Below are 13,900 nucleotides of genomic sequence, written 5' to 3'. Positions count from 1 at the left end.
TGAAGCGGCTCCATAATCTTACGCGGATTGGTAGGCCGCGAGTGAGAGGAGCTGAGCATGTCGGACATCCAATCCGAAGTTACGATCACGTTCCCTGATGGCAAGAGCCGGAAGGTCGCCTCGGGAACCACGGGCCTCGATATCGCCAAGTCGATTTCGCCTTCTCTCGCCAAACGCACGGTCGCGATGAGCCTCGACGGCGTGCTCTCCGATCTTGCCGATCCCATCACCAAGGACGTGACGATCAAGTTCGTCGCGCGCACGGACCCGGAGGCGCTCGAGCTGATCCGGCACGATTCCGCGCACGTGATGGCCGAGGCCGTGCAGGCCCTCTGGCCCGGCACGCAGGTCACGATCGGCCCCGTCATCGACAACGGCTTCTTCTACGACTTCGCCAAGCAGCAGCCGTTCGAGCCGGACGACATTCCGAAGATCGAAAAGAAGATGGCGGAGATCATCGCCAAGAACGCGCCGTTCACGAAGGAATTCTGGTCGCGCGAAAAGGCGAAGCAGTTCTTCCGCGACAAGGGCGAGGTCTTCAAGATCGAGCTGGTCGACGCCATTCCGGCGGGCGAGGATTTGAAGATCTACAAGCAAGGTGACTGGCTCGACCTCTGCCGCGGCCCGCACATGACGTCGACGGGCCAGATCGGCAAGGCCTTCAAGCTGATGAAGTTTGCCGGCGCCTATTGGCGCGGCGACAGCAACAACCCGCAGCTTCAGCGCATTTATGGAACGGCCTTCGCGACGGAAGAGGAGCTGAAGGCTTATCTCACGCAGCTCGAGGAAGCCGAGAAGCGCGATCACCGCAAGCTCGGCCGCGAGATGGACCTGTTCCATTTCCAGGAAGAGGCGCCGGGCTCGGTGTTCTGGCATCCGAAGGGCTGGACGCTGTTTCAGACGCTGATCGCCTACATGCGCCGCGCTCAGGCCCGCGCTGGCTACCAGGAAGTGAACTCTCCCGACATGATGGAGAAGCACTTCTGGGAGCTCTCCGGCCACTGGGAGAACTACGGCGAGAACATGTTTACGACCACGCTCCCCGACGAGCGCGTGTTCTGCTGCAAGCCGATGAACTGCCCGGGCCACGTACAGATCTTCAAGCATGGTTTGAAGAGCTACCGCGACCTGCCGCTCAAGATCGCCGAGTTCGGCAAGGTACATCGCTACGAGCCGAGCGGCGCTTTGCACGGCATGCTGCGCGTGCGCCACTTCACGCAGGACGACGCGCACATCTTCATCACCGAAGATCAGATCATGGAGGAATGCCTCAAGATCAACGATCTGATGCTGTCGATCTACAAGGACTTCGGCTTCGAGGACATCTTCATCAAGCTGTCGACGCGGCCTGAAAAGCGCGTCGGAGCCGATGAGCTGTGGGACAAGGCCGAGAAGGCGCTGGGCGACGTGCTCGACGAGGTCACGAAGCGTTCGAACGGCCGCGTCAAGACGGCATTGCAGCCGGGCGAGGGCGCGTTCTACGGGCCGAAGCTCGAATACGTGCTGAAGGACGCCATCGGCCGCGAATGGCAGTGCGGCACCACGCAGGTGGACTTCAACCTCGCGGGACGCCTCGGCGCGTTCTACATCGACGAGCATTCGGAGAAGAAGACGCCGGTGATGATCCACCGCGCGATGTTCGGCTCGCTGGAGCGTTTCACCGGCATCCTGATCGAGAACTTCGCCGGCCACTTCCCGCTGTGGCTCGCGCCCCTTCAAGTCGTCGTCGCGCCGATCGTGTCGGACGCGAACGACTACGCGCTGGAGGTTGTGGCCGCGTGCAAGGCTGCGGGCCTGCGCGTCGACAGCGATCTCAGGAACGAGAAGATCAACTACAAGATCCGCGAGCACTCGCTCGCCAAGGTCCCGGTCATTCTCGTCGTCGGCAAGCGCGAAGCCGAGGAGCGCAAGGTCTCGATCCGTCGCCTCGGTTCGCAGGACCAGACGGTGATTGGTCTCGACGAAGCTTTGGCTTCACTCTCCACCGAAGCGACCCCGCCTGATCTGCGGTAGCGCGACAATTTCATGAACGCAGAAAAATTTATTGAACTGCTCGTGCAATATCCCGCCGAGATCATTGCGATCGTCGTGGTGGTTGCTGGCGGTGTTTTGGCGTTTATGAAATTTTGGAATGCTTCAATCGTCACGCAAAAGGACGCGAAAATCGCCCATTTGGAAGAGAGAATAAAGCTGCGCGACGATCAACTCAGCGGCAAGTTTGCCGCCACGTCTCCGGAGGAGGCAGCGGCCCTGATAGCCCAGTTGAAAGATCGCTTAGCAGATATACCCCAGCAGAGCGGCTTGAGGCAGGCACAGTTGGACATCTTGGCATCCGCCGTTTCCTCGCCGGGCTGTCATTATAAAATATCTATCGTGCAGAACGGATTTGGGTCCGATCCGATGCTCGTGCAGTTTCGCAAGGTGTTTAAGAAAGCTCCAGGCTGGATCGCAATTGATGGAGGTCTAATCGCCGGTCCGGCTCAACCAGATTGCGGGCTGACAGTTGTTACACAGAGTGCGTCGGAGTTATCAACGCCGGAAAAGTTGTTTATCGATGGGTTGTCCAAGGCGGAGATAGCATTTGAGCGCTCCGAAGAAGCAACCCGGGATGCGGACGTAACGATTCTGGTCTGCATACGAACTGATTAAGCCTTCTCCGGTTGGGTGCGAATTGTTTCGCTCAGAGAGGTGTTTGCTGCGCGTGCATGGGGCAAGTACTTCCCTGGTTGGATCGCCAGCTCGCAGCAGGCCGCCGAAGCCACCCCGCTGCCCTTGAGATGAGCGCGATGTAAAGCGCGGCCCCCTTGGCCTGCGTCCCCTCACTGCATAGATGTCGGACGCGGCAGTTCAGCGGAGCGAGGCTCCGAGAGGGCCAGTCATGTCTTTGCTGTCATTCGCTCAATCCAAAGAGCGCTACGAAAGCTGGCTTCAATCTGAGCTGGGTCCGGACTTTGTCGCCGAAGACCTCGCAGAGAAAAATCAGATCATGCGCGATAGCGCGTTCGTTTTCTTGCGTGGCACCTACTGGCGCTGGGCGGAGATTGCTCGCGATGTGTTCTCCGGTCACGCGTCGGCGCCCGCGGTCTTGGCCGTCGGCGACATCCATCTCGAAAACTTCGGCACCTGGCGCGATGCAGATGGGCGTCTCGTCTGGGGTATCAACGACTTCGACGAGGCAGCCCGCATGCCGTATGTCGAAGATCTGGTGCGCCTCGCAACCAGCGCGGCCCTGGCGGCCGACACGAGCAAACCCGATATCTCGGGGGCGTGCGACGCCGTGCTCGGCGGATATCGCAAAGGCCTCGAGGCCTCGAGCCCGGTCGTGCTCGATCGGGACTGGGCTTGGCTGCGAGAGAAAGTGGTCGTGTCGGAGGAGAGCCGGCAGAAGTTCTGGAAGAAAATCGACGCCCGAAAATCTGAGCCCGCACCGCCGCATTTTCATGCGGCCCTTCAGGATGCCATGCCGCAAACGGAGCTGAAGTTTGATACCGCGCGAAGGGTGGCCGGCACCGGCAGCCTCGGACGCTCGCGATGGATCGGCGTGGCCGAGTGGCGAGGCGCGCCGATCGTGCGGGAAGCAAAAACCCTGCTGCCGTCGGCTTGGAACCTTGCTCATGGGGAGCGCGCGACAAAAATCCTGACCGGCGAAATCGCCGGCGGACGTTACCGATCGCCCGATCCTTGGATGAAGGTGAGCGACAGGATAGCGACCCGCAGGTTGTCGCCCAACAATCGCAAGATCGAAGCCGCATCGAGCGACTTCCACCTTCAGGAGCACAAGATGCTCTCGACCATGGGCTTCGAGCTGGCGAATGTCCACGCCGGGACCGACGATGCAGCGACCGCGATTGAGACGGATCTCGCAACGCGCAAATCCGGCTGGCTTGCGGCGGATGTCGAAAATGCGATGAGCCTCGTGCTTGCCGACTACAAGCAACTCAGGAAACATTGAGGGCCAAGGGAGAAGGGCAAAAGGCAAAAGCTTCCGGTTCTGCTTCCCGGCCAAGCAGGCCCAGTGCGACGTATCCACCGCACCTGGGTGGGAGGGCCGGGAGAGCCGACGACTGCAAAACAGAGAGAAAAACGCTGAAATGACGGTCGAAAATCGGACCTGAGCCCGCGGTCTCCCGCTCCCTAAAGCAGGGTGTTGAACGGTCGCACGCAATCCGCGCGCGTTTGCGGTATAAGGGTGGATGCAAATCAGCCCCAAACTACCGGCGCCCGTGCGCGTCGATCCCGTGTCGAATATTCCGCAAGCCCAGAGAAAGACTGTGGAAACGCTGCTGGCGAACGACTGCCGCTGGCCATTCGGCGACCCGGCTTCGCCGGATTTTCACTTCTGCGGCCAGCACACCAAGGACGGCCGTCCGTATTGCGACGCTCACTTGCGCCAGGCTTTTCAGCCAGCGAAGCCGCGTGCCGTCGTTTACCGCCCGCACGCCGCTTAGACCCTAGATTAGGGCGCGATTGCGATTCCAAGAACAGCAGTCACGCGCTAGCGCCGGTCGCCTCGATCTCTGCAACAAAAGCCGGATCGCGCTGTTCGCTGCGCGCTCTGCGCGTACGCACTTCCTTCGCCAACGACGTGGGCTATGCCCGGCGACGAGGCGTCCGTGATCGCGCACCATCAATCAATCTTCAAGCAACGGATCCGATATGAAACAATTCAACGACAAGTTTTTCGGCGAGCGGCTCCAAAAGGCCTCTGAGGCCCGCCTTGCCATGCTTCGCCGCGCCCAAAAGCTTCCCGACGATGATCCGAAGGCTGTGGCGCGCCGGGCCGAGCGCCAGGCTATCGCCGCCGCTCGCGAGGCTCGCAACGAAGCGAAAGCGCTTGCCGCAAAGGAACAGGCTGCACGCGAAGAAGCCGAGAAAGCCGAGCAGGAAGCGATCCGTAAGCTCAAAGCCCGCGAAGAAGCGGATCAGGCGGTCGCCCTGCTGGCAGAGCAGAAGGCCATTCGCGATAGCCGCTACGCCGCGCGCAAGAAGCGCAAGGCGTGATGCGCGTCGTCAGTTGCCGAGCCGACAACTGACTCCTTCCTTGCTTTGCGCCAACTTGGACGAGCCCGCGCGCAGTCCCGTTGGCGCGCAGCAGCTTCACTCGCGCTGCGACTCCGAGAGGACGATCGAAGGGCTCTAGTTTCCGCCGTCTGGCGCGCCCGGTGCACGTCCCGCATCCGGCTCGCTCGTCGCGAACAGATAGCGCTGCAGGCCAGACGCAAAATCCATTCTCACGTCGGCAGGTTGGGAAGTCTGCTGCTGGGCCTTGAAGCTGTCCCGGGTCACGAGCTGCGGGCCTTGCACGAGCCGCACGCCACGGTCCGCCGGTCGCGGCGCGGAGCGCAGTATAACGAGCTCGCGGGCCAGCGACGGCGAGACCGCGAGTTGCGGTCTCGGCACCATCGTTTCCCCCAACGCGGAAGTTTCCAGCGTGTCGCTGTCCTGACGCACGTCTAAGCGCTGCTCGGCCATTGCGAGTGCCATATCGACGGTCTCGAAGCGGCCGAGATAGCCCGGCACCTTGGCGTACTCGCGCCTGCGCACGTAGCTCGCTTCGCTCTTCGTTGGAGATTGCAGCACGCTGATGACGAGCGGCGCGACACCTTGCTTGCTGAACCCGAGCTTTTCCGCGGCCGCGCGCGATACGTCGAGCTTGCGCTTGCCGCTGTAGGGACCGGCGTTGGTGACGCGCAGCACGGAGGCGTCGCCGGTTTTGGGATTGTAGGCGAGGATGACGGTGCCGTCCGGCAGCAGCGGGCTTGCAGCGTTGTCGGGAAGATCGGGGCGGAAAACGGCGCCCGAACTCGTCAGTCCGCACGGGTTCAAGCGATCGAGCTTGCAGCTGTCGTAATAGGAGGCAAGCAGATAGCCTCGCCAGCCAACAAGTGTGTCGGTCTGCGCGAGTGTGCCGACCCGATGGCAGTATCCGTTGAAGCAATAGCGAGAGCCGGGAGATTTTGCGTCCGCAACGGTCGACGCCGCCAAGCCGGCAATGAGGATTGCGCCAGCACCGGCCAAGGCCGGCAGTGCGAGCCGCCAGCCTGTTCCAGAATACGATGCTGCAAGACGCAGCGGACGTTTCTCGCGTGGCATGTGACGCGGCCCGATTCGTTAGGATCAGATCTCCGATTTGCGAGACAACCGTGGCAAATGTTTGAGCAGCATCACCCAAGCAAGGTAAATGGCGCCTTAATGGCGGCAGCCGCACCCGAAAGCCAAGCTCGAAACGGGGGGCGGGAGACAGGCTCGATGAACGTCACGGGAGCACGGCACTTGCAAGCGCGGCGCAACTAGACGGCCTCAGATAACGCGCGCAACCTGAACCCGCCCCATTAGTCGACGGCCGTCTTCTGGGTTCTAATCGCCTCCAGCACCTGAACCGACACACCAGCATCCCGTGCGCGCGCCATCTCCTGAAGTTGCGTCTTGGAGTACTCCGCCGCCGTGTCCGACAACAGCGGCGCGATCTGAGCCGCGTCGAATGGGCACCGCTGGAACACGAACGGCGGAACGCCGGACAACTTCTCCGGGTCATCCTCCTCGCCGAGCGTCAGCATTGCGACGGAATTGCCGTCGAGCACGGTGACCTTCGCGCGGTCCCGCTTATCCGAAATCTCACTGATGTGATTCACGTGCGCAACGCAGTTGTCGATGCCCGACGCGGCGTCGAACGTGCACGCGCCGTGCTTGTAGCGCACGAAGCGCGGCGTCCCGTGCGCCTCCCAATGGCGCCTGTCCAGAATGTAGCCGCTGAAGGCACCCGAGCGCGACTGATGCAGGATGTCGAAGCCGCAGCCCGCGTATGCGGTGCCAGCCGCTTTCAACGCGAAGAAGCCTTCGAATGGATAGGGATCCGCGGCCGCCGTTCCCGCCATCATTTGGCCCACGGCCAGCAAGCAGAAACTCCGTTTCATGTCTCCCCCGTTGGCTTTCGCGCGTGGCACACGTCGCTGCGTCGTACCGACCTTACCGAACATCGGCTGCGTTGGAGAGAGCGAAAGGTTCCCGCGCGGCCGTGTAAACTTGCTAGTGTTGCCGAGCTGGCCGAGGGTTTCGTGCGCGGCGGCACGCCCTGAGATTGAAAGCAAAAGCGACCAATCATTTCCGATATTTTTCAAATGCGGACCGCGGGGCCTTACGCCCTGGCTTGAAGGCGTGGCAATATCGCGAGGCGTATCAGGCCATCGCGCAATCTCATTTGGATTTCGCCACAATGCCCTCAGTGCTGATCACAGGCGCGAATTCCGGCATCGGCCTTGCGGCGTCGGTGGAGCTCGCAAAGCGCGGCTGGCGTGTCGTTGCGACGATGCGCGACCGCACCAAGCGCGGCGGGCTGGACCGGCAGCTCGCGGCCGCCGGCGTCAGCGATGACGTTCGCATCGAGCAGCTCGACGTCACCGACGAGAAATCCATCGATGCCACCATCGCGGCGCTGGATCTCGCTCATCATCCGCTCGAAGCCGTCGTCCACAACGCCGGCATCGCCATCGGCGGCGCCTTCGAGGACCTGAGCGACGCCGAAATCCGCGGCGTCATGGAGGTCAACTTCTTCGGCGTCCTCGCGCTTACGCGTCGCCTTCTGCCTACGTTCCGAGCGCGAAGGCGCGGCCGCATCCTGATCGTCTCGAGCGAAGCCGCGTTTGCCGGTCACCCGACGATCTCGGCTTATGCCGCGTCCAAATGGGCCGTCGAAGGATGGGCCGAAGCGCTCGCTTATGAAGTTGCGCCGTTCGGGATCGAAGTCACGCTGGTCGAGCCGGGCGCGATCAAAACCAACATTTGGAAAGCGTCGCCCCGCATCATTCCGAAGGAAAGCCCTTACCGGCCTTTGCTGCGCCATCTCGATGCTGCGGTCGATATCCACGTCGAGAAGACGGCCCGTGAACCGGAGGAAGTCGCGCGCGTTATTGCCAACGCGCTCGAAGCCAGGAAGCCGCGTTTTCGGAACACCGTCGGCCCCACCGCGCGCATGCTGCATTTTGCACGCGGGAAGATACCGGCGCGCCTGATGCGCAGGATCTTTGCGCGCTACTTCGGCCTTCATCGCATTCGCTGGTAGCCGCGACCCTGCAAGAGCCTCGGGATCTGCAACCCGATGCCGCCGGACAGAGCGGATTCTCGTTAAATTGTCCGTACCCTGTAACATCGCCCTTAAGCCGCGCCTGTCATCGTAAGGGAAGAGGCCAGCTCCGACTGCGTCTCGAGGCTCCGCCAAGTCGAGCTTCGCCCCACGACACTTGGCCCCCACCACTTGGCCCCATGACAGGAGATGACCGTATGTCCCTTATGAAATCCGCAGTGATCGCAGGCCTCACCGTCGCCGTCGCGCTCGGCTCGAGCCTCACCGCCGCGTCCGCGCACAGCAACAAGAAGGCTGTCCGCAACTTCGTCTACGGCGCAGCTGCAACGGCGGTTGTCGTGTCGGTGGTCAAGAAAGACTGCAAGAAGTGGAAGCACCGCTACAACGCCACCGGCAATCCGTACTACCTGGATCGCTACTACGATTGCATCTAGTTTCGGATAGCTTCCCGGTCGCGATCGCACCCCCGTCTTGCATCCCTTGGATGCAAGACGGGGGTGTCGTTCGTTTGGAAGATGCAACGTCAAGTTTCCAGGCAGAACTCGGGAAGACGGCCTCGCTATAGCCAGGACAAAACGACTTCGGCGCAATTTGTGCGTCCGTCGTAACCCGCTGTTAGGTCGCTCTGCCAACAATGGACGGGGAGGCTGGCGGCCAGAAGTTTCGCCCCATAATGAGCCTCGCCCAAAGGAGAATTTTGAGTATGTCGATTTGGAAGTCTACCGTTGCCGCAACGATGGTGACGGCGATTGCATTTGCTGCGGTCCCCACGGCCGCGTTCGCCAAGAAGAGACACGGCCACCATCACGGCTACGGCCATCATCATCACGGCCACAACAAGCATAAGTATCGCGGATATGGCACGGCCGCCGCCGCCGCCGCGATCGTGATCGGTACCGCTGCCTACTACGACTGCAAGAAGTGGAAGTCCCGCTACAAGCGAACGGGCAACCCCTACTATCTCGATCGCTACTACGCCTGCAAATATTGAGACGAGAAAATCCCGGCGCGCGCGGAGAGCCTGCGCCGGGTTGCCTTTGAATGCGCGACGGGCGAGGGTCGAGCGCGAAGCTCAGAGGTGCCGATCAGTCGGCAACGACCAGGGCGTGCGGAGCAGCGGCAGCGCGGGCTGCGATCTGCGCGACAGGCAGCGATTGGGCTGCGGCCACCGGTTCGGCGTGGGGCAGCATCCAGAGAATTTTCCGCGAGCCCGAGATGCCGTCCTGGAACATGGCGAACCCGCTCGCGAGAAGCGCAACACCGCAGAAGGCGATCAGGCTTTCAAAGCGTCTCGCGCCCTTGCGCTGGTAATAGAGAGCGGCAGCGCCAACGAGCATCAGCGCAAACGCCGACAAGACGATTTCCAAGGATTGCATGGTGGCCCCACCCGGTTTGGCGTCGCCAAGGCTATCGGCGGACGCTGAAGTCAACTGAATAAGGGACGATCGCGACAGGCGTGTTAAACCCTAACACCGCGCCACATCGGTCGTTTTTCGCTAGCATCTGGGCTAACGGACCCATGAGCCACCTTGATCCCCAAACCTGAAAGCCACCTGACAGCGCGCGCTTGCCGCGTAGGTAGATCGTGGACGGTGGCCTGAGCCACGTTGATAGGTGGGCAAAACCGGAGCGTTTCGCGCTAAGGTAAAAAACTTGTCAGGGGCACCCGAGCGCATGCCGTCTTTCCGCGCCTTCAGCTATCGCGCCGATCCATCGGTTCCGAAATTCGATGACAGCACGCCGCTTGTTATCTTCGATGGCCATTGCGTGCTCTGCTCGTCGGGCGTCCAGTGGATGCTGAATCGCGATCCTCATGGCACGGCGCGCTTCACCGCGATCCAAGATCCCATTCCCCGGGCGCTCTATCGGCACTATGGGTTGGATCCCGACCTCTTCGACACCTTCATGGTGTTGGCCGATGGCGTTCCCCACACGCGTTGGAGCGGCCTCCTCGCAGCGGCGCGCACGATGCCGGCCCCGTGGTCGTGGCTCGGCGCGCTTGGGCGTGTCGTGCCGAATAGCATCGGCGATCGGATCTACGACTGGATTCAACGGAATCGCATCGGCTGGTTCGGCGCGCGGGATACCTGCTTTCGCCCCGACGAGCGTCAGCAGCTTCGGTTCCTGCAGGCTTTGTCCTAGAGCGCCTGGCCGTCCGCGTATCGCCTACGCGCGGGCCATTCTCTCGGGCTGCGCGCGAGACAGCGCGAAGGTGAGCGCGAGAACGGCGGCGTATGCGCCGAAAATGATGAGATCGCTGATCAGCGCACGCCAGGCATGCGTGACGGAAAGCGTGGTGAGCGCCGGATCGGTGGCCGCGTAGACGACCTCGATCTCCTGACCGGGGCTGAACTTGTCGGCCGCCGACTTCGACATGTGCGCCGAGCCGGTGATCGGCGCGAAGCCCGGTACCTCGAGCGTATAGATCAGCTCGCGCCCACTGGTGTTGCGGCCGATGAAGGTGTCCGGCGCCACGCTTTCCACGATCGCGGTTGCATGGTGTCCGTAGTCACGCACCTCTGCATAGAGCGCGTAGTCTGCGCGGATTTGCGACAAAGCGAAAAGCGCGACGAGAGGAGCCGTAAGCAGGATCAGTGCGAGCTTGAGTTCTCTCATGGCAATTCCCCGAACGGTTTCGAAGGGAGACTGACGCCATGACACCCGTCACGCTGTTCCTATCGAAACCACGCTGCCGCGTTTGAACGAACTCATACCAGAAATCCGGCTGCCTTAGGGCCGATCCCGTGCCTCGTGTTGCAAAATATCAGCGCAAAAGTGTCCAAATTTGCCGGGGAGGTGCGATGCAGATTGACACCGTCGCGGTGTCACAATTCATTCGTGATGAGTTTTTCGGGAGGGGTTCCATGGCCATAGACCCGGCTTGGTTCGTCGTGGGGGCTTACGTTGCCGGCGCCATTCTGGTGGCTGTTCTGCTCGGGCTCTATTTCAGAAAATAGATGTTCGACCTGCGGGGCGTTCCCTGTTCCGCGCGAGACAGCGTGGAGGCGGGCCATCGGCGAAAGTGTGTCCATCACGCCCCCGCCGCCGTCACCGGCTTGTTCCGGCACGGCCAATCACCCCCAGGAGACTTTACGAATGTCGTTCACGAAGACGGCCGTTGTTTCGGCCCTTGTCGTTGCTGCTGCGTTTTCGAGCACCATGACCGCTGCCAACGCCGGGAAAAAGCACTTCCATCATCATCACTTCCATCACCGCTTCTACAGCCCGGTGATCGTGATCGGCCCGCCGGCCTATAGCTGCAAGCACTGGCTCAAGCACTATCACAAGACCGGCAAGAAGGTGTTTCTGAAGAAGTACTACGCCTGCAAGTACTAGGACCATGATCGCTTCAGGCCTTATCAGCCTGAAGCGTGAATCATCGGTCTCACTAAAGACCACCATGATCGCTTCGGGCCCTTCCTCGCCACGGCGGGGAGGGGCCTTCTATTCCACGTCGTAGCGGCCGGAGAGATCTTTCGTCCGCGCTTCCGTCAACGACGTCATGCACCCGACGACCGCCGCTGTCGTTCCGGTGCCGCCCGACCACTCCATCGGCACCGCGCCTTTGCAGTCCGCATCACGAAACGCCACCCACGCCCGTTGGCTCGCGCGCATCGCCTCTTCCCAGCTCGCCCGATCGTAAGGCTTTTCGAGATCGCCCTCCGCGATCTGTGCGAGCACTTTCTTGTAGACCGCATTGAGCTTGTCATCCGCCGCCCTGAAATCCTTGTCGGCGCAGAAGTTCATCTCGACGGTCGTGCTGGCGTTGTTGCAGTCGATCGGCTCGTCGGCCTGCGCAGGATTTGCGATCGGAAGAAGCATCAGGACGGCGAGCAGGGGAGATATGCGCATGGGAGATCCTCGGGGTTGACGACCGAGATCATAGAGGTCCTCGGTAAACGTAACAGCGACGAACCGGCACCGGCGCGGAATTTCTTGGAAAGCGGGCTGTTGCCGCCGAATGCCGATGCTTCCTTGCAGCGCCCCAAAACAAAAAGCCGCCCGCGGATGCCTCCGCAGACGGCCTCGAAGCAGGATCGAAAGAACGGGCTCAGTGCCGCTTCTTCCAGTGGCGGTGATGATGCTTGCGCCAGTGCGGCGGGAAGCAACGCTCACGGCCCCAGAAATGGGACCGGTGCCATCCGCGGCGATCTACTTTGCACGAGGAATGAAGCCCATGGACTTGAATGACTTCCGAGGTGGCGGCAGCGGCGCTGGCGGTTCCGGCTGCCCCCAGCGGGGCGGCCTCGGCGGCAGAGGCGACGACGCCGAAACAAAGAGCGCCGGCGAGAGCGAAAAGGATTTTTTTCATTGAGTTCTCCGTAGGCATTGAGCACGTAGTTCAACGTAACGCGGTCCAACGTAAAGTGGGTGTCCGGTTCCCCGCCAGGACGCCCAACCGCTGGCTAGCCGAGATTCGTGGCAACATCCGTCTCTTGCAGCGCACATTCGTCCGCTGCGCCACATTGTGAGGATCGAAATTCGGTGATAATCGCCTTCGCATCCGCAACAGGAAAATCGCAATCCATCTCGTGACGCAGCACCCCCATCGCATAGCCGTCGTCGGCGCCGGCCCTGCTGGGCTCATGGCGGCCGAGACGCTTGCCAAAGCCGGCGTGACGGTCACGGTGTATGAGCGTATGCCGCGTGCGGCGCGCAAGCTTCTGCTGGCCGGGCGTGGCGGTCTCAATCTCACGCACAGCGAGCCTCTCGCGATTTTTCTCACCCGCTACCGCGAAGCTGCACCCCGCCTCAGCCCGGCGATCGAGGCGTTTCCGCCCGAAAGCCTGCGCGCGTGGGCGGAAGAGCTGGGTCAGGAAACCTTCGTCGGCACCAGTGGGCGCGTCTTTCCGCGCGCCATGAAAACATCGCCGCTGCTCCGTGCCTGGCTGCAGCGCCTGGCTGGCCTCGGCATCACCTTCAAGTTCGGGCATCGCTGGACCGGATGGGACACGCAAGGGCGCTTGCTGTTCGAGACGGCGGAGGGCGCGCAGGCGGTCGAGGCCCAAGGCGCCGTTCTCGCGCTTGGCGGCGCCAGCTGGCCGCGCCTCGGTTCGGATGGCGGATGGACCGCGCCGATCGAAGCGGCGGGCGTGAAAGTCGCGCCGCTTGCGCCTGCAAACTGCGGCGTGCGGATCGCGTGGTCGGAGATCATGCGTACGCGCTTCGCCGGCCATCCGTTGAAACGCATTGCCGTAACGCTTGTCGGCGAACCATCAGGCGCCGAAACGGTGCGCGGCGAGGCGATGATCGCGGCAGATGGTCTGGAGGGCGGCGCGATCTATGCGCTGTCGGCGCCGATCCGCAATGCGATTGCGGCGAAGGGCGATGCAACTCTCACGCTTGATCTGAGGCCCGACCTATCTGCCGACGAGCTTGCCGCGCGTTTGCAGAAGCCGCGCGGGAAACAGTCGCTCGCAACCTACCTTCGCAAATCCCTGGCGCTCGATGCGGCGGCGATCGGCCTGCTGCAGGAGGCCACACACGCGGCCGGAACGCCGCTCGCCGCGATGGCGCCGGAAGTCGTGGCACGCCTGATCAAGAGCATCCCGCTGCGTGTCACTGGCCTCGCGTCGATCGATCGCGCGATCTCGACGGCAGGTGGCATCTCGTTCGATGACATCGATGAAACGTTCATGCTGCGCGCACGCCCCGGAACGTTCGTCGCGGGCGAAATGCTGGATTGGGACGCGCCGACCGGCGGTTATCTTCTACAGGCTTGCTTCGCCACCGGACGCGCCGCCGCCGAAGGCCTGCTTTCGCATCTCCAGCGGACCCCGGCGCCCTAACGGCTTACCTGCCCGTTGCCTGCTGTCCGCC

At 62.1% G+C, this 13,900-nt stretch carries 17 protein-coding genes; 11 read left to right on the top strand and 6 right to left on the bottom strand.

All coding sequences use genetic code 11. The features are described 5' to 3' along the window. The first annotated feature begins 57 nt into the window (after positions 1 to 57). The 5 genes from thrS to RCO24_RS00575 all read left to right on the top strand — a co-directional run bounded on the left by thrS (position 58) and on the right by RCO24_RS00575 (position 5,001). Positions 58 to 2,013 carry a threonine--tRNA ligase gene (gene thrS / locus RCO24_RS00595; RefSeq protein ID WP_308959413.1) on the top strand — a complete coding sequence of 652 codons (1,956 nt, stop codon included), beginning with the start codon at positions 58 to 60 and terminating at the stop codon, positions 2,011 to 2,013. A gap of 12 nt (positions 2,014 to 2,025) precedes the next feature. Beyond that, positions 2,026 to 2,649 carry a hypothetical protein gene (locus RCO24_RS00590; RefSeq protein WP_308959412.1) on the top strand — a complete coding sequence of 208 codons (624 nt, stop codon included), beginning with the start codon at positions 2,026 to 2,028 and terminating at the stop codon, positions 2,647 to 2,649. Between the two features lie 229 nt (positions 2,650 to 2,878). Next, positions 2,879 to 3,952 carry a DUF2252 family protein gene (locus RCO24_RS00585; RefSeq protein WP_308959411.1) on the top strand — a complete coding sequence of 358 codons (1,074 nt, stop codon included), beginning with the start codon at positions 2,879 to 2,881 and terminating at the stop codon, positions 3,950 to 3,952. A gap of 241 nt (positions 3,953 to 4,193) precedes the next feature. After that, positions 4,194 to 4,448 carry a GcrA family cell cycle regulator gene (locus RCO24_RS00580; protein ID WP_308959410.1) on the top strand — a complete coding sequence of 85 codons (255 nt, stop codon included), beginning with the start codon at positions 4,194 to 4,196 and terminating at the stop codon, positions 4,446 to 4,448. Positions 4,449 to 4,656: 208 nt separating this feature from the next. Continuing rightward, complete coding sequence (locus RCO24_RS00575; RefSeq protein WP_308959409.1) at positions 4,657 to 5,001, top strand: DUF6481 family protein; 345 nt, start codon at positions 4,657 to 4,659, stop codon at positions 4,999 to 5,001. 135 nt (positions 5,002 to 5,136) lie between these two features. Here the strand turns inward: RCO24_RS00575 and RCO24_RS00570 are convergent, their stop codons facing one another. Together RCO24_RS00570 and RCO24_RS00565 are read right to left on the bottom strand one after the other, a co-directional pair. Further along, a complete protein-coding gene (locus RCO24_RS00570; RefSeq protein ID WP_308959408.1) occupies positions 5,137 to 6,093 on the bottom strand; it encodes a septal ring lytic transglycosylase RlpA family protein in 957 nt (318 codons plus the stop codon). Between the two features lie 239 nt (positions 6,094 to 6,332). Beyond that, complete coding sequence (locus tag RCO24_RS00565; protein ID WP_308959407.1) at positions 6,333 to 6,914, bottom strand: hypothetical protein; 582 nt, start codon at positions 6,912 to 6,914, stop codon at positions 6,333 to 6,335. Between the two features lie 299 nt (positions 6,915 to 7,213). On the opposite strand from RCO24_RS00565, the gene RCO24_RS00560 reads away from it, so the two are divergent. The 3 genes from RCO24_RS00560 to RCO24_RS00550 all read left to right on the top strand — a co-directional run bounded on the left by RCO24_RS00560 (position 7,214) and on the right by RCO24_RS00550 (position 9,071). Then, a complete protein-coding gene (locus tag RCO24_RS00560; protein ID WP_308959406.1) occupies positions 7,214 to 8,059 on the top strand; it encodes an SDR family oxidoreductase in 846 nt (281 codons plus the stop codon). Between the two features lie 218 nt (positions 8,060 to 8,277). Continuing rightward, positions 8,278 to 8,514, top strand: a complete 237-nt coding sequence (locus RCO24_RS00555) for a hypothetical protein (RefSeq protein WP_308959405.1) — start codon at positions 8,278 to 8,280, stop codon at positions 8,512 to 8,514. Positions 8,515 to 8,783: 269 nt separating this feature from the next. Further along, on the top strand, positions 8,784 to 9,071 hold the full coding sequence (locus tag RCO24_RS00550) for a hypothetical protein (protein ID WP_308959404.1): 288 nt from the start codon (positions 8,784 to 8,786) through the stop codon (positions 9,069 to 9,071). Positions 9,072 to 9,165: 94 nt separating this feature from the next. On the opposite strand, the gene RCO24_RS00545 is transcribed toward RCO24_RS00550, so the two are convergent. Beyond that, a complete protein-coding gene (locus RCO24_RS00545) occupies positions 9,166 to 9,456 on the bottom strand; it encodes a hypothetical protein (protein ID WP_308959403.1) in 291 nt (96 codons plus the stop codon). A 298-nt stretch (positions 9,457 to 9,754) separates the two neighbouring features. On the opposite strand from RCO24_RS00545, the gene RCO24_RS00540 reads away from it, so the two are divergent. Continuing rightward, positions 9,755 to 10,222 (top strand): DCC1-like thiol-disulfide oxidoreductase family protein, encoded by a 468-nt coding sequence (locus tag RCO24_RS00540; protein WP_308959402.1) that lies wholly within the window; start codon positions 9,755 to 9,757, stop codon positions 10,220 to 10,222. A 24-nt stretch (positions 10,223 to 10,246) separates the two neighbouring features. Here RCO24_RS00540 and RCO24_RS00535 read toward each other — a convergent pair whose 3' ends face one another. Beyond that, positions 10,247 to 10,696 carry a hypothetical protein gene (locus RCO24_RS00535; protein WP_308959401.1) on the bottom strand — a complete coding sequence of 150 codons (450 nt, stop codon included), beginning with the start codon at positions 10,694 to 10,696 and terminating at the stop codon, positions 10,247 to 10,249. Between the two features lie 480 nt (positions 10,697 to 11,176). On the opposite strand from RCO24_RS00535, the gene RCO24_RS00530 reads away from it, so the two are divergent. Beyond that, positions 11,177 to 11,416, top strand: a complete 240-nt coding sequence (locus RCO24_RS00530; protein ID WP_308959400.1) for a hypothetical protein — start codon at positions 11,177 to 11,179, stop codon at positions 11,414 to 11,416. Between the two features lie 108 nt (positions 11,417 to 11,524). Here RCO24_RS00530 and RCO24_RS00525 read toward each other — a convergent pair whose 3' ends face one another. Next, complete coding sequence (locus RCO24_RS00525; RefSeq protein ID WP_308959399.1) at positions 11,525 to 11,932, bottom strand: lysozyme inhibitor LprI family protein; 408 nt, start codon at positions 11,930 to 11,932, stop codon at positions 11,525 to 11,527. Between the two features lie 199 nt (positions 11,933 to 12,131). Further along, positions 12,132 to 12,392, bottom strand: a complete 261-nt coding sequence (locus tag RCO24_RS00520) for a hypothetical protein (RefSeq protein ID WP_308959398.1) — start codon at positions 12,390 to 12,392, stop codon at positions 12,132 to 12,134. Positions 12,393 to 12,612: 220 nt separating this feature from the next. Here RCO24_RS00520 and RCO24_RS00515 point away from each other — a divergent pair, with 220 nt between their 5' ends. Then, a complete protein-coding gene (locus tag RCO24_RS00515) occupies positions 12,613 to 13,869 on the top strand; it encodes a TIGR03862 family flavoprotein (protein WP_308959397.1) in 1,257 nt (418 codons plus the stop codon). Positions 13,870 to 13,900: the final 31 nt, after the last annotated feature.

This window comes from Hyphomicrobium sp. LHD-15, from assembly GCF_031157355.1.
GTDB lineage: Bacteria > Pseudomonadota > Alphaproteobacteria > Rhizobiales > Hyphomicrobiaceae > Hyphomicrobium_C.
Note: the sequence above shows the minus strand (reverse complement) of the source record. Positions and strands in the feature narration are given on the sequence as shown.